This window comes from Deefgea sp. CFH1-16, from assembly GCF_016881365.1.
Taxonomy (GTDB): Bacteria; Pseudomonadota; Gammaproteobacteria; order Burkholderiales; family Chitinibacteraceae; genus Deefgea.
On the sequence record NZ_WLYT01000001.1, the window covers coordinates 1 to 22,820 of the forward strand.

The following is a 22,820-nucleotide window of genomic DNA, read 5'->3' on the forward strand; positions in this document are numbered from 1 at the left end:
CTTTACTGGCGTTGGCGAGGCGGGCTTCGAGACGGTCGGCGAAGGCGAATAACGTTTCGACCCGACGGACGATTTCGGTTTGTTCGTTTAGTGATGGTAATCGAATTTGAAATGCTCTAAGACCTTTAAGAGATACAGTCAATTGCGCTGTACCTGTTGCAACAGCGAGACCTTGCTTTTTTATATCCTCCGAAGACAACACGAAATACAAAAACTTAGAGGAAATCAGCTCGGTATTCGTCTTTAAAATTGCGATATGACGCTGAAAGGTAAAATTAGTATTTTTTTCAACCAAAGCTGGCATACAAATGGAGCCAGTAACAGAAAAAAGAATGTCCCCTCTACTTGGCTTGCGGCTATCTTTCAATTGTTCGAAATATTCTATTGGGACATATCGACTTGCCTTCTCTAAGCGCAAAAAACCATCATTAATTGCAGATATTGTAATGAATGGGATTCCTGTTTTGGCCTGCGGTGGAGCTTGGTGGTCGCCATCAGTAATTGAGTGACACAGCTCAGATAGCTCTTTTTGCCGCCATCCATCGGGGGTTGGAGCCCAACTTTCATCATGGACCGCCGATATTGGACGTTCTTCGTCAGACCAACCTACATTGTGCACATTTGTATAACCTTGCAGCTCTTTATTATCAATACCTAGATGGCTATACCCTTGCTTCTCACGCCAGTCGGCGGTGAGTTGGCCGCTGGTGGCGGCGGCGAGGACGGATTGGCGGAAGCGTTTGAGGAGCGGCGTGACGCGTGCGAGGCGTTCGCGGCAGGCATCGACCCGCGCCAAGGTCGCGTCGAGTTTGTCGGCGATGCGTTTTTGTTCGGGGAGCGGAGGAACTGGCAACTCCATAGCAATTAGATTTCCTTTGGAAATCCGTTTCCGAGTTGTTCCAGAGGAATTAACGTCTATGTATGCTCTGACAACTGGGGAATTAATCCAATTCATCAACCATTTATTCAGAACACCCGCTTTACCAGTTCTAAAAATAGCAACATCTACTACCGTCAAGCAACGCTGAGGCATTTTTGGAGCAAGGCAAGCTCGTCCAAGGGGGTCGGGCATCCGTGCAATTAAGACATCACCCTCATTAATTGCAGTGCAATTTAAGGCAGAGAATTTTTCGTTATTAACGAAACGGAAGATTTATCGATAAAAAACCCATCGCCAATATCAGCCAATTGGAGCAACCGGTTTTCACCATTCGGGTCTTGGTCTTTGCTTTCAATCCAATCACCATCAGTAAACAATCCATCTGCGGAATACAAACCGCCTAATTTTGCTTTCACCCACCCATTCGGCAACCCACTCATTCCGTCACCTCTTCACCCAACTCAGCCAGAATCGCTTCCAGCTCGGCCAATGCGCCGCCTAGCTCGTCCATTGCTTCGCGTGCCAAAACACTTGGCTCAGGCAAGTCGGCAGCGTCTTCGGCGTTGTCGTCTTTCAGCCAGCTAATATCTAGGCTGTCGCCGCGCTCGCGTATCCAGTCGCGACTAAACACACGGAAGCGGCCAGCTTCACCTTGGTCGCTTCGCTCGCTTGTGCCGTGCGGGTCGCTGCCGTAGGCGGCTTCAAACTCTGTGAAGTGAGCACGGGTAAACGGCGTGCGTTTGCCGAATTTGGGCATATTGGCGCGAGGCAAGTCATAGACCCAGACGTTTTTGGTGCTGGCGGCGGCCTTTTGGCTGACCTTAGTAAAAAAACAGCACATTGGTTTTGACACCCTGCGCGTAAAAAATGCCCGTCGGCAGGCGCAGAATGGTGTGCAGATTGCACTTATCCATCAAGTCGCGGCGGATGTCGCTGCCGACGCCCGCTTCGAATAACACGTTATCGGGCAGCACGACGGCGGCGCGGCCACCGTCTTTCAGATGGCGGTAGATATGCTGCAAAAAGGCCAATTGTTTATTGCTGGTTTCAAAAGTGAGGTCATCCCGCGTTGGTCCGCCGCCGCCTTTGGCGGTGCCAAACGGTGGATTGCTGAGCATGATGTCGCTTTTCGGTAAGTGGCTACCGGCGCTACCGAGCGTATTGCCCAGATGCACTACGCCTTGCTCGTCGCCTTCCATGCCGTGCAGCAGGCAGTTCATCAGCGCAAGGCGGCGGGTATCGGGCACCAGCTCCATACCCAGATACGCTTTGGTGCGCTGGAAGGTTTGCTGCTTGTCGTTCAAGTCGTACAAATCATCGGTATTGGCTTTGATGTAGCTATCAGCGGCAATCAAAAAGCCCGACGTGCCTGCGGCGGGGTCTTGGATGGTTTCACCGGCTTGCGGCTGAACCAGCGCGATGATGCTGTCAATCAGCGGGCGCGGCGTGAAGTATTGACCGGCACCGGATTTGGTTTCGGTCGCATTTTTCTCTAATAAACCTTCATACAAATCACCAAGCCCATCCTTCGTTGCCGAAAACCAATCAATGCTATCCAGAGACTTAATCAAAAGCTCTAAATGGCGTGGCTCGCGAAGGCTAGTTTGGGCGTTAGCGTAAATGGCAGAAATTAGCGGGTCCGAATGAACGCTGAGCTTGAGCAGCATAGCGCGGTATTCGTTGAGTAGGTTAATGCCGGACAATGAGGCCAGATGATTCCAACGCGCGTATTCAGGCAGCTTGTGAGCCGCCATTACACCGCTTTGGGTGCTCTCATACTCCATCTTGATAAATAGCAGCAGCACCAGCTCAGTAACATAGTTGCTGTAGTTAATGCCATCATCCTTCAGTATGTTACAAAGGTTCCAAAGTTTTTGGACGATATCGTTGTTGTTCATGGTGTTTCCTGATTCAAAATTGTGAGGTAGCCGCTATAAGCGAAAATACGGTTGCGTTTTTGGCCGGTGACTTCGCGCACGATGCCAAGGTTTTCGAGTGCGTCGAGTACCTTGCCGATGGTGGCTGGCGTGAGGCTGGTTGCGGCTTGCAGCGCGATGATGTTGGATACTGGCTTGGCAAACAGCGCGTCGAGAATTTGCGTGGCTGAGCCTGCAATGCGGCCTAATGGTGCAAGGCGGGCTTTGTCTTCGGCCAGTAGGCGTTGCAAGGCTTGCGCGGTGGCAACGGCTTGCGTGGCAGTAGCGGTAATCGCGTCAACAAAAAACAGCAGCCACGCCTCCCAATCACCGTGCGTGCGGACTTGTTGTAGCAGCTCGTAATAGGTTTGCCGGTATTGCTTAAAGAACACCGACAAGTACAGCAGTGGCTCTTTGAGTACGCCCGCTTCAACCATAATCAGCGGAATCAATAAGCGGCCCAATCGACCGTTGCCATCCATAAACGGGTGAATGGTTTCAAATTGCACATGCGCCAGCGCGGCTTTAATCACGGCAGCCGTTGGCGTTGGGTCGTCGTTGATGAATTTTTCTAGCGCCGACCAACAGGCATTGAGCTCGTTAGCCGGTGGCGGTACGAAAGTCGCTTCGTCAGCCCGATGGCCGCCAATCCAAACCTGATTTTTACGAAACTCACCTGGACTGCGTTGAATACCCCGCCCCGAGGTCATCAAGGCTTGGTGCACTTCGCTAATTAAACGGAAGGTAATCGGATGGCCTTGGCGAATGCGCTCTACACCAAGCGACAAAGCTTGCACGTAACAAGAAACTTCTTGCACGTCGTCCATCGGTACGCCTGGCAAGCCTTCCATTTCGTACAACAACAAATCGCTCAAGGACGATTGTGTGCCTTCGATTTGCGACGACATGACGGCTTCTTTGCGGACATAGCCGTACAGGAAAAGCTGGGTATCTGGCAGTAAAGTCGCGATGGCATCGAGCCGACCCAAGGCCAATAGCGCTTCGTTGAGGCGAGCTTGCAACTTGTCGTCAAACAATAGTGGCGGTATTGGCGGCAATGCATTGGGTATAAATGCTTGGCAAGCAATACCTCCGGCAATGCTTGAAGTGAAAGTACCCGTGACTCCGCGTTGCATTGAATTCTCTGAACTTAAAATAAGACGGGCGCTATTTTAACTTGGCGACAAAAATAAAATAAGGCCTTAGTTAATTTTATTTTCGGGCGTTTTCAACAAACGCACCTACCGCTACTAGCACCTTGTCTACGCGGCTTGCGGCTGACTGGCTTGCAAACTTGTTCGCCATAATTCATCAGCCAAGGTATCCAATACGGTCGGTAACTGGTTACCGAGGATTTTTTCTAATTGCTTCACACCGCCGTCCTTGGCAAAAGCATGGTTGACGAAATCACGGTCGATAACGATTTCATGCGTGAGCTGCTTAGCAATGCGGTCAAGCCACTTGCGTTGAATCGTCGTCCAGTTGTGCAGCGTGTAGATTTTTTGCATCGCATTGGCGACGCGCTGCTCGAATGGCAATAAGGCTTCACCAATGGCGACACGGCGAATGTAGCCGATGATGCTGGCGGCAATTTCCTGATTAGTGGCATTACGCCAGGCGGTTTTTAGCGTGCTTTCGGTAAAGCCGTTCGCATCAAGCAGTAAGCGGATTTCTTTGAGTTGAGCACGGGTTAAATCTCGCGGGCGATTCACCACCAAACTGAGCGCCGCTGATTGATTAAGCGAACGATTTATAAAATCAGCGAAGCTTTCCAAATAATCGGCAGGCTTATCGTACTTGCCGTAGGTCTGTTCGCGCAGCACCAGCTCATCTTTGTGGTGCGCAATAAAGGGGCGGTAATCGGTGCCAATGAGCTCATTGACCTCACCGAGCTGCTCTAACAGGCGCGTGTTTTGGTTGATAAAGTCGGCGGCGGCTTTGGGTCCAAGCTTGCGCAAGTGCGCGTGCATTTTGGCTGGCTCTATGCCCCACTGCTGCTCTAGTTCGGTGAGTTTTTCTTTCAATGCTGGGTTTTTGTCAGACTTTTTCTCGGCCTTGCGCAATACGCGCATCACCTTTTGGCTAACTGCAGCTAGCACATCATCAGCATGTGTTTTGCTTGGCGTGCTTAGGACTGCACCATCGCTAGACGGTTGTTGTTCGGCTGGCGTGGTGTAGCTGACAGGGTTATCTAATTCTTCCAGCAATTGCGCCAAGGTGATGTCGGGATTTTTCACCAAGGGCTTCATGGTGTTGACGTCTTCTAACGCGGCGTAAATATCGACAGGGTCGTAGATTTTGAATTCCGTCTTGCCGATTTCATCGCAACGGCGGGTGGCACGCCCTATCATTTGCTCGTATAAAATCCGTGAACGAACGCGGCGCATAAACACTAAGTGACAAATCTTGGGTACGTCGATGCCCGTAGTGAGTAGGTCAACGGTAATGGCGATGCTTGGATAACGCTCGTTTTTGTATTGCTTAATCATCTGGCTAACTTTGTCGGTCTTGCCGGTGATTTTTTTAACGGCAGCTTCGTTGTACTCATCGCCGTAAAAGTCTTTAAATGCGGTATCCAGTAAGCGTTTCACCATATCGGCATGCGCATCGGTGGCGCAAAAAATCATGGTTTTCTCGTCGCCCAGCGGATCGATTTCTTTGGCCAGCTCTTCACAAATTACACGGTTAAAGTCTTCGGTAATCACGCGGCGATTGAAGCTTTCGACTTCAAAACTCACTTCATCACTAAGTTCAGCGACATCAATTGCGCCCGTACGCGTATCAACCACCGAAACGGCTTCGCCTTTGTTGAAAGTGATGCCATGTTTGCTCAGTTGCGTTTCATAACGAATCGGTGGCTCATGGTCAATCAACCAATCATCGGCCACCGCCTCACGATAGCTGTAGGTGTAAACCGGCTTACCGAAAATATCGCTAGTGTGTTTGGCTGGCGTGGCAGTGAGGCCGATTTTGACGGCATCGAAGTATTCAAGCACTTGGCGGTAACGCGACAGGTATTGTGCTTGGTCGCGCACGGCTTGTTCGCCCTCGGTCATTTCTTGGTCGAGCGTGTAACCTCGATGCGCCTCGTCAACGATAATGCAATCGTATTCCCCCACCAGCGGCGGCGAGTCGGCATCATCAAAAATACGCCGCACCATCGCTTGCACAGTAGCGACTTGTACGCGGGTTTCGGCCTCGGCGGCCATATCACCCAAGTCGGCAATGTTATACGCCTTAGAGAGCGTTAAACCTTGCTCTAATGGCGCCTCATTAAACACATCTAACGCTTGCTCGCCCAAGGCAGTGCGGTCGACCAAAAACAAGATTCGACGGAAACGTTCGGCTTTTAGGAAACGATATATCAGGCCGATGATAGTGCGCGTTTTGCCTGTACCTGTTGCCATGGCCAGCAAAATATTACGTTGATTATTCGCCAATGCAGCTTCAACGCACTCAATTGCACGTTGCTGATAATCACGCACTTGTAGATACGCAAAGCCTTCAACTTTTAATTGGGCTTCAGCGTCTTCACGACTACGTTTGAGTAAATCTAGTAACTGATCGGGCGCGTGAAAACCCATTAGCGCATTTGCCAAATTGGCAGGATGACGTACATCGCGAAACCAAATACCGCTTTGCTCTAGCAATTGCTTGAAATATGGTCGGCCATTGCTGGAATACACAAACGGGATATGAAATAGCACCTTATCGCCGGCATGAGCGCCATCAATCCATGCGGTGCTCAACCCAGCTAATTGCCATGCGGGTTTGTGTTGCGCATCAATACGGAAATGATGCGAATAGCGCTCAGCCTGCCCGATTTTGCCAGCAACGTTTTCATTCTCGCGCTTGTTCAACGACGGCGATGGGAGTTAGGCCCGCAAACAAAACATAATCAGCTGACTGCTTACCGGCACACGGCCATTCAGCGATGGCTTTGTTTTTGTTACGTTCGGGGCGAGCGCCTGCGGCATAGGTGAGCATTTGCGTATCCGCTTCCCAACCTGCGGCAATCAGCTGCTGGTCGATAATGATGCGGGTGAGTTCTTCACTCAGCACGATATGCTTGGTGGCGGCAGTGGTTTTTTTGCGGGTTTGGCTGGCGGTGTCTTTATTGATTTGCTGCTGCAAGGCGGCGATTTGCGCGGTAAATTCTTGCTGTGCTTGCGCGTACTTAGCTTCATGCTCAGCGGCCATTGCCTCGAAAGTACGGGCCTCAACATCCATTTGGGATGCCAGTACCGCATATTGCTCTTTCTCTTGAACAATGAGGTCAGCCAACTGCTGATTACTATCGAGCGCTTGCTGGGTATCAGTCAGTTGACCACGCAGCTGTTCAATTTGCTTTTGCAATTCACGTAATTCTGCGCTTGGGTCGCTTGGTGCGACAAATGCCCCTGCTTTAAACGAGACGCCTTGCTTGCCAAATGCTTGGTGATACCAAATGGCCAACACCCGTGCCACTTTGAGGCCTTCCATGGCTTCTCGGTGCTGGGTTTGGAACTGATGCGTTGCGCGGTTACCTTCGATGCGCAACGTATGAAATAGCGTGCGGATTTCAGGCTCTAGTTCACGATTGAGTTTGTAGAGCAAGTCGCTTTGCGTCGTTTTGTCATCAAACTCGACACCATAACGCACTGCTAAATCCTGCGCTAAGGCTTCGCCAAATTGGCGTAGCTTAATCAGAGTGGTATTGGGGTCACAGGCAAAAACGAGTTCAGCCGTTCCGGCAAGTTGCACCAATAAAGCGGAGTGTTCGGCTAGAAAGCCAAAATTACTTGAAGCTGAAAATTTATTCTCAATCACACCGCGCACTCAATTAAGCAATATCACGCCACTTTACGCGAAAACTGACATTTGCTGAATGAGAAGCAAGGAAAAAGACCAAAGTCACTCGATTTTACGCTCATGCAAAAAGCGCGCTTTATTGCTGCACACTTAATGCATCCAACACTTTATTCAAAATATAGCTTTAACTACTGATCGAAATTGGCCTTTGCATTGGCCAGCATATCTTCTAGCGCTTGGATTGATATAGTTGCTGGTGGCGTACTGGATGGAGCTGGAGCATTTATGTCATGGGTCATTTCATTGATTCTTAAAGCTTGTCGCTCTAGTGTGATGACCACTTTAAGCGCGCTCATCAAGTCACGTGCCACCCTTGCATGGTCAGCTAGATTGATTACGCGCTCAATGGCGAGTTTTTGATAGATTTGCCGCGTATTTTCATCATAGTCATCATTGAATGCCAATTCGAGCAACTCCGTTAAGCTTAGCGAGCAGTTTGGTCGTAATTCATGCATTAGTTTGTTCACCACTTCACGCGCTTTGGCGATGTCTTGCCGATGGGTGCGCATTATGTTGATGATGGTTTGACCCGATACGCTTAAAGCGACTTGCTCGCCATCATCGGCATATGTGGACGCACTTTCGCCTCGCGCGCGTAGGGTTTGCGTCAGCAAGGACTGAACGCCGTGATGACTGAACGCAGCACCATTGTCTTGCTGGGTTTTGCGTCGTTCACGTTCTTTGTGCTCATCACCAATATCAATCAACATTGAATTTTGAGCCGTCGCCAATACGCGCGGGGCGAGATTGCGTTGCCAGCCTTCTAAAGAAGCTTTGCGCCGAACGGTGATGTCAGCAATATTTGCACCTGATGCAATCGCTCGAATCGACAATATTCCGGCGATAAAATCACGCTCTATCGAGCTCCAGTCAATTGCATTGCCTGCACGGTCATTGCGGTAGCGTTCGCTATCTGGCTTTGCATTTGTGCCATGTTTTACTGGCTGCTGACTAGATTTACTCGTCATATTCATTTCCTCTCGACATAAAAAAACCGCCGAAGTGGCGGTTTGATGTTGCGTGGTTGTTTGTGTATTCGCTATGTGTTTTGTTGCCAAATGATTCAAGTCATCGACATGGCATGCTTGAATAAAATCAACCTCCCCATCTAACTCGCGGTCATTGAGAGGTTTAAGTCTATGTTTAGTGGGCAATGGCATTAAATCGTGATGGTTAATCTTTGAACGCCCATACAATCGTCGACCATGAGTAGGTATTTTGGTTTCTACTTTTGCGATGTAGCTCGCATGCCACTTTGCCTCCTGATAACCCTCTACGGTCTTTAAATCGTGTACTTTTGTTGAGCCCGCGTCCTTGCTAAGGTGGAAACTATCTAGCCAGCCAGTTTTTTGCAAATCAGTGCATATCGCATAAAACTTAGCTAACGTATGCACGGATTTATCCAAAATACATATCACATGATAATGCTCATAGTCACATTCAACCCCTTCATAATCATGCGACCTAATCTCATGACACCAGACATAGTGCATTCTCGCCCCTTTCCGTAACATGCGCCCTGACAAGGTTTTCATGACCTTCGATATGCTTTCATTATTGAGGGTTGTAAACCGAACCACAATCGCGATAGGTCGCTTAGATGTTGCCAATCCTTCATTGAATACTTGCTCAATGCCTTGCCAGATTGGTTTAAAAACTTGTCGAAATTTCTTTGCGCTCGATGCGACCTCGGTGATTTCATTTCGGACTTTCATCCGTGGATTTTTGGGGTCGGGTGTATCACAAGCTAAACCAGAAGCTAAACCACTAGGTTTAAACCCCTTTTTGCTAGGGCTATTCAAACCCTTGCGGCGCTTGGGATGAATAGACTTTACATTTTGGGTTTGGCGAGCAAGTTGTGTCATTCAAATTTACCAAAAAAAATGGCAACCCAAAGGTCGCCTTAGTGCTACTGGTTACTCGTAATTACCCGAAAATTTAATGACTACTTTGGTTGCCAGTTAGTGCTCGTCACATTGAAATACGACGCCAAAACGGGCTTATGTTTTTTCCACTGGTAGGCCGATAATCTTGTGATTTGCTGCAAGATTTTGTCGTTATTCGGAATGCCGCCATTAATTCGGCTGGCCGTTAGTAGCAAGTAATAAGCCCCAATCTGCTCGGTTGAAAGCCCCCATGTGTTATTCAGGCTATCTTGTAGCGTTTCCATAAATTGCTCCCAAAAAAAAGCCCCACCAAGATGGCAGGGCTAGAAACGAAAAAACCCGCAAAAGCGGGCTTGGCGGATAACGATTATTATGAGTTCTGGATGAGGTTGATCCCCAACTATAGCAAAATCTTACGTTTGACATATCAAGCGCGTCAACTTCGTTAATAAATTCCGTTGTATTTTTGATTAAATTTTAACCAAAAGATATTGAAGCCACGTCTTCAGCAATCAAAACAAAGATTGCTGCGGTGAGGGTATGAGGTGTGACCGAATTTGCGGTAAGGCATCCGCGCGCATCAATTCAGCTGGATAATTTCTTTAAAAACGTTCGCGCTAGCTCAGGGCTTTTGCAACTCAGCCACGCGTCATAGTCGGCCTCGGGAATGATGACTAGGTTTCGCTTTTCATCGTTTGGTTTGTGCATGCGTTTCATCAGCGGATGCTCATCCGCGTTGATGGTGATTTGCGTGAACGAATAGCTGCGTCGGCCATTTTCTTCTTCCCATGCGCGCCACAATCCGGCCACCGCAAACGGCGCATCATTGAGCAAGCTGATTTGATGCCTTACCGCTTTGCCTGATTCATAACACGGTTCAAAAAAGCCCATCATCGGCACCAGACAAAGCTGGCTGCGTTGCCATGCGCCTTGATAGCTTTTGAGTTGGCCTATGGTTTCGGCACGGGCGTTCATGGTGCTATAGCGCGCACCTTGCGGTAGTTGGGCCTTGGGCAAAAATCCGTAGTTCGCGACCACAGCTTGTCGACCTTGGCGGCCATGCACAATCATCGGCGCAGCGTAGTCTTGCCACACTTCATCGGGCCAGTCGGCCTTGGGCTCAATCGCGGCAAATTGGCTAAGCACTAACCGTTTAGGAATTGGAATGTAATTTACGCACATAAAAAAGAACGTTCGTTCTATAATATTCTGATTCAGATGGTTTCAGGATAACTCATGTCATTGCATTTGCACCCGCCAATCCCCGCTGCACTTGAAGCAAAGTCACTCTATTTACCTGTTATGGGTGTTTCGGTTTCGGCGGGATTCCCGTCGCCAGCCGAAGATTGGGCCGAAGAGCGTGTCGATTTGAATCAGCGCTATGTGCAGCATCCTGAGGCAACCTTTTACTTTACGGTTGCAGGTGACAGCATGGTCAGTAGTCTTGCCGAACGCTCCATCCCTGATGGCGCAACGCTGATTGTTGACCGCGCATTGAGCGCCAAGCACGACGATATTGTTGTGGCGGTGATTGATGGTGATTTTACCGTGAAGCGCTTGTACTGCCGTGGCGCACGCTTGGCTTTGATTGCTGAAAATCCAGCCTATCCGCCGATTGTATTGGGCGACGAGCAAGAGTTATCAATTTGGGGCGTGGTGACAGCGTGGATAGCGAGGCCACGATGATTGCCTTGGTCGATGTGAACAATTTCTATGTATCGTGCCAGCGGGTATTTGAGCCCAAGCTGATGGGTAAGCCCGTGGTGGTGCTCTCGAACAATGATGGTTGTGTAGTGGCGCGCAGCAGCGAAGCCAAAGCACTGGGCATCAAAATGGCAGCACCATGGCATCAACTGCTAGACTTTGCGCAGCAAGAAGGCATCATCGCTCGTAGCAGCAATTACGCGCTGTATGCCGATATGAGCCATCGGGTGATGACCATACTCAGCCGCTTTAGCCCGAACCAAGAGATTTACAGCATCGACGAATGTTTTTTGAGTTTTGATGGCTTGCTGCAAGACCATACTGAAATAGCGCAAGACATTCGCCGCACCGTATTGCAATGGACGGGCTTACCCGTCTGCGTTGGCATTGCGCCAACCAAAACGCTCGCCAAACTTGCTAATCACATCGCCAAGAAACAAGCGCCATTCAATGGTGTGTGTGCATGGCAGCAACTCAACCCCAACCAACAAGACGCGCAAATGCAGGCTTTGCCAGTGGGTGACGTATGGGGTATTGGTCGCCGAATATCAGAGCGCATGGCGCAGGAAGGGATACATACCATCGCGGATTTAAGGGCCAGCAACGCTGACCAGATACGCCAACGCTACAGCATTGTCGTGCAACGCACCGTGCATGAACTACGCGGCATACCCAGTATTGAATTGGAAGAATCGACACCCGACAAACAGCAAATCCTGTGTTCACGCAGCTTTGGCCAAGCGATTTATACCGAGCAAGAATTAGGTGAAGCCATCAGCACCTACATCGCTCGCGCGGCTGAAAAACTACGTCAACAAGGCTCACTCGCAGGCAGTTTGGCGGTGTTTATACGCACCAACCCATTTCGCCCTAAAGACCCACAATACAGCCAGCACATCCTCGTTCCGCTCACGCAAGCCAGCGACGATACGCTACTGCTGACTCGCGCCGCGCTATGGGTGCTCAAACGTATTTATCGAACGGGATTTGCCTACGCCAAAGCAGGCGTAATGCTGTGTGACTTGCAACCCAGAACGGCAGTCCAAGGCCATCTATTTCTACAAACCGCCGACCCCATCAAACGTGCGGCACTCAATAAAGTGATGGACGACATCAATCGCCAATGGGGACGCGGCTCAATCCGTGTTGCCAGTGCAGGATTTAATCACGGCTGGAAAATGCGCCAAAAAACCTTATCGCCGTATTGGACCACGCGGTGGACGGATTTGCCGATTGCTCGATAAATTTGAAGAAATGTGGCGTGACAGCTTGCCATCGCATTACAAAATTAAAGCCCCGTTATATGTCACTCTTGCATGGATGCTAGCGCTCTCAAGCGTAGCCCATCGAGCCTATAGCTGAGTCTTTCTGTAACCCGCTCGGCACCAAGACTTTCGTAAAAAGAGATGCCTTGGGTGTTGGATGATTTGACCGGCCAATCCACTCGACAACAGCCGTTATCTAATGCGTACTGAGCAACCCAAGCTAAAATAGCTTTGCCAACCCCAAGGCATCTTCGGCCTGAGAGTACATAGAGCTCTTTTAGTTGTACTTGTCGGTTTTTCTCCGGCATCGGATCGACAAGCGAATAGGTCAATGTCATGGCGGCGAAACCGACAACAGTACCCTCATCACTACAAGCAACTACTAAACGAAGCGGTGACATAGGCGCCAAGATATTTTGAAGCAAATGCTCTTGAACAACCAAGCGAGAAAGCTCTGAGCCATCATTGTAGAAAGTGTGAAGCTCAAGCAACAGGTCAACTAAAGACTCGTGCTGAGCTTCTGAAACTAATTCAACACGCATTGGCACCTTTTGTATAAACAAAATTCTTTTTTTAATTGGGCTGCATTTCATTTAGCCCACCGTGTTGCGGAGACTTGTTAAATATTAATTGTGCCTTCGAGATAGCTAACACAGAAACCAGAAACGAAAACTTTTGAATTTTCAACTTTGCAATAGAGCACGCCAGAACGACTTGAAGCCTGTAAGGCAACCAGTTCTTGCTTATTAAGTATTTTAGCCCAATAAGGTGCAAGACCCGCATGAATTGAACCCGTTACTGGATCTTCAACTCCACCATTCGCAGGCCAAAAATACCTAGATGCAAAATCAAACTCTTTACTCCTTGCAGTAACTACTACGTCGAGTGGCCCTAGTGTTTTCAATTTTTCCAAATCAGGCACAACAAGTTTAACCTGCTCTTCATTCTCCATTACTGCAAAGTAAGCCTGTTGATTCTTTAGATACGCAATTGGACGCATTGATAGACCTTCCTTCAAATTTTCTGGAATTTCTGTGATTTCAACAGGCTCTCTATTTGGGAACGCCATTTCAATTAGACCATTCTCCCTCAGGTTAACAATTACATTTCCTACAGCTTCAGCCCAAAATGTAATTTCAGATATAACAGTGCTCGTTGAGAAAATTACAAATGCACTGGCCAAAGTTGCATGACCGCAAAAATCAATTTCTTTAATAGGAGAAAACCAGCGAATTTCATAAATTCCAGAAGAATTACATACAACAAATGCAGTTTCTGATAAATTATTTTCACTTGCTATACTTTGCATAAGTTCGGCAGAAAGCCAGCTCTCAAGCAAGACTACAGCGGCTTGATTTCCGCTAAATTGTTTCGTAGTAAACGCGTCTACTATGTTTATATTTAACTTCATACCTTCCCTATTTAATTATTAAGTAGACCTCACGTTGAGGCCTAATTCTATTCAAGATGAGGTCTAGCTCTATTTTTCTCCTAGTCTGTTGATTTTTTATAAGCGATCAACCGTTGAAGGAAAGTTTAGCGTAACCAACTAAATCAGACATCTAACTAGGATTTACCTTTGCACTAACAACCGTTTTTACACTCTTGGCTGGCTGCCGCTAGTGGCCAACATCATGCACACGAAATGTGCCCGCTCCCGACCCAAAGGAGCCACTCTAGTCAATTAGTAAGCTTGCTAACTCAAGGGGGGCGACTTCCAAACCTGCAAGGTCGGCATTGAAGTTAACTCCAGCAAGCAGGCCATCTTTATGCATTCCATTAAGCCAATTATCTATAAATGATTTAAGTTCGATTTCTGCTGGTTGATAGTTCGCCCACTCTGCTTTTGCATGCCGCTTTGCGTAAGCCTGCTCAGACCAAAAAAGTAAAACTTGGCAGTCAAACTCATTTGAGTCGCAATTAGCCCAGCCATTCTCAGATTTCAAACCCCAAACGATTTTAGACTCACGAACCTTCTTAATGAAGCGCACATAGTTATCATGCAAATCTGAAACGAGATGTAAATTCATTAATTTAGCCTCCTGATTCTTAATAAGTTCCGCCTGTAGCCGACTAGCACCTGTTATCGACCCTAAGCGGAAGGAAATAAATTATGTAGAGCCCTGATTTCTTGACCACGCCTGAATTTCATTTAGTCGTTTTTCAAGGTGGCTGATATATCTAAAATCCTTGTTGATGTCATCATCTGCCTGCAAAATCTTTATTGCTCTGATGACTCGCCATCCATAGCCTTTTGATGTCGATTTAATAAATGTTTTAACAAACAAATCAAGTAGGCTCTGTTTTTTCTTGATGACAATTAAAACATCAACAGAGCACCATTTACTTAAAGGGTCCATAGGTGAATTTATTTCTTTCATGCACTGATGAAGGAATTCATTCATTAAATTTTCACGATTTCTATTTATCGCTACCAGCAGAGGCCTGCAGGCAACACAAACCCGCCGGTTGGAATCATGGCACATCATTGCAGATTGGAAGGACTCACTCAGTATTTTGTTTATTGAAAAGTCTGATGCTTTTTCTGCGACAGCACTTAATGCTTGGCAACGATACCAAGGGTGTCGAATTGATTTTGCAAGTAGATAAGCAGCATCAATATCCTGACTGACAATCTGGTTAACTTGCTTCCTGAGTGCAACACCTTGCGCCCAATCAGATTGATTATTTCTCATTAAGTTGCTCGTTTGTTTGGAAGCAGAGGCGAGGTTTGTTGTAGCCGTCCGCTCTTGGCCGACTGTGGCCTGTCGCTCAGTCTAACCTAGTCGATTCAACCAAGCATTAACCCTAGTTTGTTGGTGGTGAAATTGGTCAGCACACAGGTGAATGTCGATAAGATTTGGCGGATAAATCGAGTTAAATTTACAACCTAGGTCGACGTCTAATTCGTCACATACTCAACATCAAGCACAGCAAGCCAGACACTCCAAATTTACCGTGACTCACGCAGCATTTATAAGTCTTGCGTAGACGAAAAAATCAAAACTTGCCCTATCCTTTTTTGACACAACGCAGGGGCAATGCTGACAAACTATTGAACGACACGCATGGTGCGATTCTGTACGTGGCCGCACTTCAATCTAATGATTGATTGAGTTGCAATACCAACTGTGAGCGATACCCTATCAAGCCACACATTGAAAAATAGACATTTTGTCACGACTAGCGAGATTAAATTAACACCACCAACACACTCAAAGGGGGTGTTAAATCAACACCAGCAGCACACCCAAAGGGGGTGTTAAATCAACACCAGCAGCACACCCAAAGGGGGTGTTGAATCAACACCAGCAGCACACCCAAAAGAGGTGTTAAATCAACACCACCCACAAAAAACAAAGACAATTTACCCCACAACATGTCCTGCCCTACTTATCAGCGGTAAAGTTAAACCCGACATTCACAAAATTTTGTAGTCGGTACTACATCAAATCAAAAGTACCAATAAGGTATACCTCACCGAAACCACACAAAACCGCTTATCCATTAGTTCCAAAATAGGCATTTACCACTTAAACGGCACTACCTATATTGAAACCATATAAACGGAACTTTTAATGGGGTTTCACCATGTTTGTTCGAGCCTACCTGCGTGCCAGTACCAAAGAGCAAGATGCCAGTCGTGCGCGCGCCAGCAACTTGATGCGTTTGCCGCTGAACATAATTTACGCATTGCCAGTTATTACATAGAGAATGAAAGCGGCACCAAACTCGACCGCCCCGAGTTAATGCGACTCTTGAATGATGCAAGTCACGGTGATGTCTTACTTGTTGAGCAAGTCGACCGCCTCAGCCGGATGAAAAACTCAGACTGGCTCACGCTGCGGCGCATGATTGCGGAAAAAGGTGTGCGAATTGTGGCGCTGGATTTGCCGACCAGTCACAGCATGCTGAAAGATGGCGATGGCTTCACCGCGCTGATGCTGGCTGCCATTAACAACATGCTACTCGACATGCTCGCCGCGATAGCACGCAAAGATTACGACGACCGTCGTCGCCGTCAAGCCGATGGCATTGCTAAAGCCAAGGCGCAAGGCCTATACGCAGGCCGCCCGAAAGACGCTGAGCTGCACCGCAAAATTGCTAGCTTGCTGGCGGAGGGAAAATCGTGGAGTGCCATTCAAGATTTGCTCGGCTGTGGGCGTGGGACGATTAAGCGGGTGAAGGATGAACTAACGTTAGTTAACTCAAAAATAGCCGTAGACCTATAAAAACGTCGCTCAAGGCCTGAACAAGTGCTTGCCTGCTGGATAATGAAATCTAAAGCGAGTTGCACCGATTTCCCAATGCATCATTCTATGCACCATACTACATAGCAGGCAATAAAAACCCTTTGAAATCAAAGGGTTGTTGGCACAGCTGGCGGAGAGAGGGGGATTCGAACCCCCGACAGGGATTAACCTGTGGCCGCTTTCCAGGCGACTAACTTAAACCACTCATACATCTCTCCGCAAGAGAGGCCGAATCATACCGAAGCCACCTCTTAAAGGCAAGCGCGGCGCGGGATTAATTCAAATCCAGTGCGCCCTAGCCTTTTATTAGATCAAACCTCAGCGACTGGGATTTTACCAATTTTGGCTTGCCACTCTTTAGGCGCAGTTGCATGTACCGACGTGCCATTCGAATCCACGGCGACGGTAACAGGCATATCGACCACGTCAAACTCGTAAATGCCTTCCATGCCCAAATCGGCAAAACCGACTACGCGGCTGGCCTTGATCGCTTTCGACACCAAGTACGCAGCGCCGCCAACGGCCATCAAATACACCGACTGGTGCTTTTTGATCGCATCGATCCCAGCTGGGCCGCGCTCTGCTTTACCGATCATGCCCAGCAAGCCGGTTTCTGCCAGCACTTGCTCGGTAAATTTATCCATTCGCGTCGCGGTGGTTGGGCCAGCAGGTCCGATAATTTCGTCACGTACAGCATCAACTGGGCCAACGTAATAAATAAAGCGCCCAGCAAAATCCACTGGCAGCTTCTCGCCTTTATTAAGCATATCGACCATGCGCTTATGCGCTGCATCACGCCCAGTCAACATTTTGCCGTTGAGTAGCAGCGTTTGGCCGGGTTTCCAGGTTGCAACTTCTTCACGCGTTACCGAATTCAAATCCACGCGGGTGGCGGCGCTCGATGGCGTCCACGTTACATCGGGCCAATCTTCCAATTTAGGCACTTCCAATACCGCAGGGCCTGATCCATCGAGCGTAAAGTGCACATGGCGCGTTGCCGCACAGTTCGGAATCATCGCCACCGGCAAGCTAGCGGCGTGCGTTGGGTAGTCTTTGATCTTCACATCAAGTACCGTCGCCAAGCCACCCAAGCCTTGCGCGCCAATACCTAGTGCGTTGACTTTCTCATACAGCTCGACACGCAGTTCTTCAACGCGATTTTGCGGGCCACGGGCGATTAATTCGTGAATGTCGATTTCTTCCATCAACGCTTCTTTGGCCATCACCATGGCTTTTTCGGCCGTGCCGCCAATACCAATCCCCAGCATGCCGGGTGGACACCAGCCTGCGCCCATCAAAGGTACGGTTTTCAACACCCAATCGACGATAGAGTCTGAAGGATTCAGCATGACAAATTTGGTTTTGTTTTCCGAGCCGCCGCCCTTGGCTGCGATATCAATTTCCATCGTACAGCCCGGCACGATTTCATAGTGAATCACCGCTGGCGTATTGTCCTTGGTGTTTTTACGTAAGCCTGCTGGATCCATCAAAATCGAAGCGCGCAATTTATTGTCGGGGTGCATGTAAGCACGGCGCACGCCTTCGTTAATCATATCCGTCACGCCCATCGTCGCGCCTTCCCACTGCACGTCCATCCCAACACGAACGAACACCGTCACAATGCCAGTATCTTGGCAAATCGGGCGATGGCCTTCGGCACACATGCGGCTATTGGTTAGGATTTGCGCGATGGCATCTTTAGCAGCAGGGCTTTCTTCTAATTCATAAGCCCGACCTAAAGCTTGTATATAATCCTTAGGGTGGTAATAGCTAATGTATTGCAAGCTATCGGCAATGCTGGTGATGAGATCGTCTTGGCGAATCTTACTCATTATATGCTCCGTAGGGTCCAGTTTTACGCCCAAATTGTAGCGTATCCTGCGGCACTACCGATCATCGATCAGCTAGATATTTCACCTACATCGTTAAATTTAATTTTTAGAGCTCAAGATGCCAACGATCGCCCACTACCTTGCGCAACAACCGGTGTTTAATCCTGCGGGATTACTGCCTTTTTATTTCGGCACTAATCAGCTCGGCTGGGTTGGGCCGGAAATCGCAACGCTATTATGTAGTCAGACTCAAGATTGGAAAATAAATCAGCAAACACTCTATCTTGACAGCCCGCAGCCCGCACAAGCCATGAACAAGGCCGCCAAGCTATTGCAGCAGCAAGGCTTAATTCAAGGGTGGCGTAATGAACAATACGGGGTATACGCCCCGAGTTTGATTGCGGCTAACGATTTTACTCAGCCTGTATTGGCATTAGAGCGCGCCGCCTTTCGCCGCTTTGGCCTACTCAGTCGCGCAGTGCACATCAATGGTTACTATCCCGATGGCAGCCTATGCATTGCACGGCGCGCGAAAACCAAGAGTATTGATCCAGACCGATTAGACAATATGGCCGCTGGCGGCATACCCCTTGGTGAAGACCCTAAAGATTGTGCAATCCGTGAATTATTTGAAGAAGCGGGTTTAAATGCCCAATTCAGCGCTACGCTGGTGTTGCAAGAAACCATCCTCATGCAACGCAATGAAATCGATGGCACTCACCGCGAACTACTGTATTGCTTTGATTTGGCGTTGCCAGCCGATTTTATACCGCACAACCAAGACGGCGAAGTCGCCGCTTTTTATCGTATGTCGCCAGAACAAGCGATCATAGTTCTTCCGCAAATGACGTGGGACGCTGGTGTTGTCACTGCCCATTTTTTACAACGACAACAACTTTAGTACTTGTGATCGCAACAAAGCCCTAAATCAACACCAACGCCCAATTGGCGCATCACCATTGCGTTGCAAAAAAATCTAGTTAGCCATTTATTCACTAATAAACCAATAAGTTAAGGCAAAATAGCTAACTAAGCTAAAAATGCAATCAATTCATTTAAAAACTTTTCAAAAATTATTTTCTCGGCTCACACGAAACGAGATAAATAATAAAAACACATGACAACAGGAATACAACCCATGCCCAATTATGCCATCTATGCCAAGCTAGCTTTAGTTTCATTGATATGGGGTGGTACATTTGTTGCCGGTCGCTATCTATCTGCAGATGTGCCACCATTATTATCCGCTTGCCTGCGATTTTTCTTAGCGAGCATGACATTAATTATAGTTATTAGCATAAAAAACAATTTAATTATTGAATTATCAAAATCACAAATACTAAGATTAATTACACTTGGGTTCTTCGGTGTATTTTTATATAACGTTTTCTTTTTTTATGGACTGCACTACACCGATGCTTCACGAGCCTCTCTGATTGTTGCTCTCAATCCTGCATTAATTGCATTAACCGCCTTTTTTATTGAAAAAGAAAAAATATCTCGCACCAACCTGATAGGAATAATGGCCTGTGTAATCGGCGCGACAACAGTTATTCTCAGCAAAAATACATCCATTACTCACTCAAGCAGCGAACTATGGAAAGGTGATTTACTCATTTTGGGCTGCGTAATCAGTTGGGTAATCTATACGGTTTTCGCCCAAAAAAATAGTTTTGGAAATTGGACCAATTCATACCGTGACTTATTCTGTGATTGCAGGTACGAGCATGTTATTTATGGCGCTTGTTTTTCAAGGCGGAGATACCATTTCAGCAATGACCTTCATCACGCAAAAACAAATATTGAGTCTGATGTATCTTGGCGTCATTGGATCCGCTTTAGCTTATATTTTGTATTACGACGGAATACAAAGCATTGGCGCTACAAAGGCAGGAGGATTTATTGCGCTCAATCCGCTATCTGCGGTGGTCCTTAGTTTTTTGATTCTGGGTGAAAACTTAAGTAGTTCCATGTTGCTCGGCGGCATCATCGCCATTACGGGCATCTATTTTTACAACAAATAACGCACTCACTGAGCAACTAAAAAGTGATTTCTACAATCATCTCATTCCAACAAAACCAACAATAACAGTCAAAACATCTGACTTTTCATGGCGCTTAAAAGTTTGACATGCTCGGCGGTGTTAACTCGGCAGGCAGGTGTGGCGCTTTGGCCAGCCAGCTCACTAAAGCGGCGCTACTCATGGGCTCGGCGATTAAATAACCTTGCACTTCGTCACAGCCCATCACGGCCAGCGCTTGCCAAATTGCAACGGTTTCCACCCCTTCGGCGACGACTTTCAGACCCAATATATGCCCGATTTCAATCATGGAGCGAACGATAGATACGCTCTCAAACGTGCTATTCATCGACATCACAAACACTTGGTCGATTTTTAATTCATTCACCGGCATTTTAGCCAAATAGGCAAAGGACGAATAACCAGTACCAAAATCATCAATGGATAGCCGCACCCCAAGGGAGCGTAGGCGAGCAAGATTTTGCAGCATCACGTCGGGCTTATGCATGACACCCGTTTCGGTGATTTCAAGGCAAAGATTCGCGGCGTCACCCGCCTTAATCAGCTGCGCTTCAACAAAATCGACAAATTGCACATCCTCGACATCGCTCACCCCCACATTCACTGAAATCAGTAAGCGCAGTCCGGATTGTTGCCATGCGATTTGCTGACGCAATACTTCGTGCAGCACCCACTCAGTAATGCCGCGTAATTTTCCGGTTTTTTCTGCAAATGGAATAAACAAGCTCGGAGAAATCCAACCGCGATTCGGGTGCTGCCAACGCACTAACGCTTCGGCTGCATTCACCAGCCCTGTGGCCACATTAATTTTGGGTTGGTAATACACCACTAAATGATTTTCTTGCAAGGCTTCGCGCAAATCACCCAATAAAGTAAATTGATTTAAGCGATTTTCTTCACGCGAAGGATCATATAAAACACTGCCCTCTCGATTTAACTTGGCAAAGAACATCGCCACTTCAGCATGACGCAATAAGCCCTCTGCGGTATTGGCATGCTGTGGAAAGATGGCAATACCTGATCGGATTGCAATATGAATTTTTTGCTCGCCCAATAAGACCGACGCAGACAAGGCTTCTTCAATTTGTCGCATTTGCAGCTGAACTTGCGATTCATTCTCTGCCGAGAGTAATAAAGAAAACACATTGCCCGACACTCGCCCCACTAACCGAACCGGATTGGCTTGCAGCAAAGAAAATCGATCCGCGATAATGCATAAGGCACGGTCACCCGCTTCAAAACCAAACGCATCATTGACATAACGAAAGTCAGCCAAATCAATCATCGCCACCGCCAGCCACAATGGGTTTTTACTGAGTGCCACGGTTAAGGCCTCAGCAAACTTTACGCGATTGGGCAAGCCGGTTAATCGATCGGTAAATGCTAACTGATGCAATAAATGTTCACGCGCCGAAATCGCGTCGCCCATGGCATTAAACGCCGAAGCCAAGCTACCCAATTCATCATGCCGATGAATTGGCATGCGGACATCAAATTCACCTGCGGCAAAACGGCGCACCGCCAAAGAAAATCGCCGCAATGGGGCGGTCATTTTGGTGGCTAAAACCCACGCCACCCCAGCGCCAATCAAAAACAAAATCAAGCAACACAAAGCAGCTCGAATTTTAAGCTGAGTTTGCTGCGCCAACACCGATTGCATCGAGATATCAGCAGCTAAAACATAAAATCCGCCACCATTGCGCGGCATCGCGATCGCCGCGGAACGAAAAACACCATACTCATCCCTGACCTCACCAAAATAAGTTTTCCCGGTATTGATCGCGGCTTTAAATCGTAACTCTTGATCGGCATACGGTTGCAAAAAATGCCCATAGCGACCCTCTTTAACTTCGGCCGGACTGGCGCTGTCTGCCAGATAGCGCACCTGTCCTTGCTCTATGGCTAAGACGTATAAATAACGCACACCAACTTGCTCGGCATAGCGATTTAACTGCAGCACATTGTGCTCATAATCGGCACTGGGAATCGATCTACCGCTAAGGGCACGATCTAGATATTGCTCAGGCAAAACAAAGGGGATAGCTCGCGCTGCGGTCAATAAACGACCATCCAGCTCGGCAATTAAGGCCGTATTTAAAAACACATACAGCGCCGCAGACAAAGCCATAGAAATTAACAAATTCAGCGACAGCAAAACCAATAGAACTTTGGTTCTTGCTCCCCTAAATTG

The 22,820-nt window shown here is 47.9% G+C and carries 21 protein-coding genes, 1 tRNA gene and 1 pseudogene; 6 read left to right on the forward strand and 17 right to left on the reverse strand.

The features are described from left to right. The 10 genes from GKO28_RS00005 to GKO28_RS00045 all read right to left on the reverse strand — a co-directional run. On the reverse strand, positions 1-1,018 hold a 1,018-nt coding region (locus GKO28_RS00005; protein WP_182074927.1), incomplete at its 3' end, for a restriction endonuclease subunit S. Between the two features lie 95 nt (positions 1,019-1,113). After that, complete coding sequence (locus GKO28_RS00010; RefSeq protein WP_182074929.1) at positions 1,114-1,320, reverse strand: hypothetical protein; 207 nt, start codon at positions 1,318-1,320, stop codon at positions 1,114-1,116. Continuing rightward, the gene (locus tag GKO28_RS20750) at positions 1,317-1,721 is read right to left on the reverse strand and encodes a hypothetical protein (protein WP_282099175.1); all 405 of its coding nucleotides are present in this window, start codon (positions 1,719-1,721) and stop codon (positions 1,317-1,319) included. Before GKO28_RS20750 ends, GKO28_RS00010 begins: the two co-directional genes overlap by 4 nt. Then, positions 1,702-2,778, reverse strand: a complete 1,077-nt coding sequence (locus GKO28_RS20755; RefSeq protein WP_374220694.1) for an N-6 DNA methylase — start codon at positions 2,776-2,778, stop codon at positions 1,702-1,704. The genes GKO28_RS20750 and GKO28_RS20755 overlap by 20 nt, the downstream gene beginning before the upstream one ends. Beyond that, positions 2,775-3,932 carry a Fic family protein gene (locus GKO28_RS00020; protein WP_182074931.1) on the reverse strand — a complete coding sequence of 386 codons (1,158 nt, stop codon included), beginning with the start codon at positions 3,930-3,932 and terminating at the stop codon, positions 2,775-2,777. The genes GKO28_RS20755 and GKO28_RS00020 overlap by 4 nt, the downstream gene beginning before the upstream one ends. Before the next feature lie 126 nt (positions 3,933-4,058). Further along, the gene (gene hsdR / locus GKO28_RS00025; RefSeq protein WP_203563781.1) at positions 4,059-6,656 is read right to left on the reverse strand and encodes a type I restriction-modification system endonuclease; all 2,598 of its coding nucleotides are present in this window, start codon (positions 6,654-6,656) and stop codon (positions 4,059-4,061) included. Next, positions 6,637-7,605: a DUF4145 domain-containing protein gene (locus GKO28_RS00030; RefSeq protein ID WP_203563782.1), complete on the reverse strand. Its 969-nt coding sequence runs from the start codon at positions 7,603-7,605 to the stop codon at positions 6,637-6,639. Before GKO28_RS00030 ends, hsdR begins: the two co-directional genes overlap by 20 nt. Positions 7,606-7,775: 170 nt before the next feature. Beyond that, on the reverse strand, positions 7,776-9,182 hold the full coding sequence (locus GKO28_RS00035; RefSeq protein WP_182074946.1) for a hypothetical protein: 1,407 nt from the start codon (positions 9,180-9,182) through the stop codon (positions 7,776-7,778). A 410-nt stretch (positions 9,183-9,592) separates the two neighbouring features. Further along, a complete protein-coding gene (locus GKO28_RS00040) occupies positions 9,593-9,817 on the reverse strand; it encodes a DUF1376 domain-containing protein (protein WP_182074948.1) in 225 nt (74 codons plus the stop codon). A 301-nt stretch (positions 9,818-10,118) separates the two neighbouring features. Then, positions 10,119-10,715 carry an SOS response-associated peptidase family protein gene (locus tag GKO28_RS00045; protein WP_247646222.1) on the reverse strand — a complete coding sequence of 199 codons (597 nt, stop codon included), beginning with the start codon at positions 10,713-10,715 and terminating at the stop codon, positions 10,119-10,121. A gap of 54 nt (positions 10,716-10,769) precedes the next feature. Between GKO28_RS00045 and GKO28_RS00050 the strand changes: the two genes are divergently transcribed. After that, on the forward strand, positions 10,770-11,219 hold the full coding sequence (locus GKO28_RS00050; protein ID WP_182074950.1) for a LexA family transcriptional regulator: 450 nt from the start codon (positions 10,770-10,772) through the stop codon (positions 11,217-11,219). Then, positions 11,198-12,481 (forward strand): Y-family DNA polymerase, encoded by a 1,284-nt coding sequence (locus tag GKO28_RS00055; protein ID WP_203563783.1) that lies wholly within the window; start codon positions 11,198-11,200, stop codon positions 12,479-12,481. The genes GKO28_RS00050 and GKO28_RS00055 overlap by 22 nt, the downstream gene beginning before the upstream one ends. Before the next feature lie 62 nt (positions 12,482-12,543). On the opposite strand, the gene GKO28_RS00060 is transcribed toward GKO28_RS00055, so the two are convergent. The 4 genes from GKO28_RS00060 to GKO28_RS00075 all read right to left on the reverse strand — a co-directional run bounded on the left by GKO28_RS00060 (position 12,544) and on the right by GKO28_RS00075 (position 15,198). Then, complete coding sequence (locus GKO28_RS00060) at positions 12,544-13,095, reverse strand: GNAT family N-acetyltransferase (RefSeq protein WP_203563784.1); 552 nt, start codon at positions 13,093-13,095, stop codon at positions 12,544-12,546. Positions 13,096-13,121: 26 nt separating this feature from the next. Beyond that, the gene (locus GKO28_RS00065) at positions 13,122-13,913 is read right to left on the reverse strand and encodes a PhzF family phenazine biosynthesis protein (protein WP_182074952.1); all 792 of its coding nucleotides are present in this window, start codon (positions 13,911-13,913) and stop codon (positions 13,122-13,124) included. A gap of 265 nt (positions 13,914-14,178) precedes the next feature. Then, positions 14,179-14,532: a DUF2750 domain-containing protein gene (locus GKO28_RS00070; RefSeq protein WP_182074954.1), complete on the reverse strand. Its 354-nt coding sequence runs from the start codon at positions 14,530-14,532 to the stop codon at positions 14,179-14,181. Between the two features lie 81 nt (positions 14,533-14,613). After that, positions 14,614-15,198 (reverse strand): hypothetical protein, encoded by a 585-nt coding sequence (locus tag GKO28_RS00075; protein ID WP_182074956.1) that lies wholly within the window; start codon positions 15,196-15,198, stop codon positions 14,614-14,616. 882 nt (positions 15,199-16,080) lie between these two features. On the opposite strand from GKO28_RS00075, the gene GKO28_RS00080 reads away from it, so the two are divergent. Continuing rightward, positions 16,081-16,734: a recombinase family protein gene (locus GKO28_RS00080; protein WP_247646223.1), complete on the forward strand. Its 654-nt coding sequence runs from the start codon at positions 16,081-16,083 to the stop codon at positions 16,732-16,734. Between the two features lie 149 nt (positions 16,735-16,883). On the opposite strand, the gene GKO28_RS00085 is transcribed toward GKO28_RS00080, so the two are convergent. Both GKO28_RS00085 and GKO28_RS00090 read right to left on the reverse strand, forming a co-directional pair. Then, a tRNA-Ser gene (locus tag GKO28_RS00085) sits at positions 16,884-16,973 on the reverse strand. A 93-nt stretch (positions 16,974-17,066) separates the two neighbouring features. Continuing rightward, positions 17,067-18,587 (reverse strand): fumarate hydratase, encoded by a 1,521-nt coding sequence (locus tag GKO28_RS00090; protein WP_182074958.1) that lies wholly within the window; start codon positions 18,585-18,587, stop codon positions 17,067-17,069. A 118-nt stretch (positions 18,588-18,705) separates the two neighbouring features. On the opposite strand from GKO28_RS00090, the gene GKO28_RS00095 reads away from it, so the two are divergent. The 3 genes and pseudogenes from GKO28_RS00095 to GKO28_RS22515 all read left to right on the forward strand — a co-directional run bounded on the left by GKO28_RS00095 (position 18,706) and on the right by GKO28_RS22515 (position 20,611). After that, the gene (locus GKO28_RS00095; protein WP_182074960.1) at positions 18,706-19,488 is read left to right on the forward strand and encodes an NUDIX hydrolase family protein; all 783 of its coding nucleotides are present in this window, start codon (positions 18,706-18,708) and stop codon (positions 19,486-19,488) included. 237 nt (positions 19,489-19,725) lie between these two features. Further along, positions 19,726-20,079 (forward strand): annotated as a pseudogene (locus GKO28_RS22510) (DMT family transporter); the annotation flags it as partial. Positions 20,080-20,296: 217 nt separating this feature from the next. After that, the gene (locus tag GKO28_RS22515; RefSeq protein ID WP_374220695.1) at positions 20,297-20,611 is read left to right on the forward strand and encodes an EamA family transporter; all 315 of its coding nucleotides are present in this window, start codon (positions 20,297-20,299) and stop codon (positions 20,609-20,611) included. A gap of 94 nt (positions 20,612-20,705) precedes the next feature. Here GKO28_RS22515 and GKO28_RS00105 read toward each other — a convergent pair whose 3' ends face one another. Further along, positions 20,706-22,757: a bifunctional diguanylate cyclase/phosphodiesterase gene (locus GKO28_RS00105; RefSeq protein ID WP_182074962.1), complete on the reverse strand. Its 2,052-nt coding sequence runs from the start codon at positions 22,755-22,757 to the stop codon at positions 20,706-20,708. Positions 22,758-22,820 lie beyond the last annotated feature (63 nt).

Excerpts from the sequence above, each read along its gene's own strand:
- GKO28_RS00010 (WP_182074929.1), bottom strand. The coding sequence starts at position 1,320 with ATGAGTGGGTTGCCGAATGGGTGGGTGAAAGCAAAATTAGGCGGTTTG.
- GKO28_RS20750 (WP_282099175.1), bottom strand. The coding sequence starts at position 1,721 with ATGTGCTGTTTTTTTACTAAGGTCAGCCAAAAGGCCGCCGCCAGCACC.
- GKO28_RS20755 (WP_374220694.1), bottom strand. The coding sequence starts at position 2,778 with ATGAACAACAACGATATCGTCCAAAAACTTTGGAACCTTTGTAACATA.
- GKO28_RS00020 (WP_182074931.1), bottom strand. The coding sequence starts at position 3,932 with ATGCAACGCGGAGTCACGGGTACTTTCACTTCAAGCATTGCCGGAGGT.
- GKO28_RS00035 (WP_182074946.1), bottom strand. The coding sequence starts at position 9,182 with ATGAAAACCTTGTCAGGGCGCATGTTACGGAAAGGGGCGAGAATGCAC.
- GKO28_RS00040 (WP_182074948.1), bottom strand. The coding sequence starts at position 9,817 with ATGGAAACGCTACAAGATAGCCTGAATAACACATGGGGGCTTTCAACC.
- GKO28_RS00045 (WP_247646222.1), bottom strand. The coding sequence starts at position 10,715 with ATGTGCGTAAATTACATTCCAATTCCTAAACGGTTAGTGCTTAGCCAA.
- GKO28_RS00050 (WP_182074950.1), top strand. The coding sequence starts at position 10,770 with ATGTCATTGCATTTGCACCCGCCAATCCCCGCTGCACTTGAAGCAAAG.
- GKO28_RS00060 (WP_203563784.1), bottom strand. The coding sequence starts at position 13,095 with ATGAAATGCAGCCCAATTAAAAAAAGAATTTTGTTTATACAAAAGGTG.
- GKO28_RS00065 (WP_182074952.1), bottom strand. The coding sequence starts at position 13,913 with ATGAAGTTAAATATAAACATAGTAGACGCGTTTACTACGAAACAATTT.
- GKO28_RS00070 (WP_182074954.1), bottom strand. The coding sequence starts at position 14,532 with ATGAATTTACATCTCGTTTCAGATTTGCATGATAACTATGTGCGCTTC.
- GKO28_RS00075 (WP_182074956.1), bottom strand. The coding sequence starts at position 15,198 with ATGAGAAATAATCAATCTGATTGGGCGCAAGGTGTTGCACTCAGGAAG.
- GKO28_RS00080 (WP_247646223.1), top strand. The coding sequence starts at position 16,081 with ATGGGGTTTCACCATGTTTGTTCGAGCCTACCTGCGTGCCAGTACCAA.
- GKO28_RS00090 (WP_182074958.1), bottom strand. The coding sequence starts at position 18,587 with ATGAGTAAGATTCGCCAAGACGATCTCATCACCAGCATTGCCGATAGC.
- GKO28_RS00095 (WP_182074960.1), top strand. The coding sequence starts at position 18,706 with ATGCCAACGATCGCCCACTACCTTGCGCAACAACCGGTGTTTAATCCT.
- GKO28_RS00105 (WP_182074962.1), bottom strand. The coding sequence starts at position 22,757 with ATGGCTTTGTCTGCGGCGCTGTATGTGTTTTTAAATACGGCCTTAATT.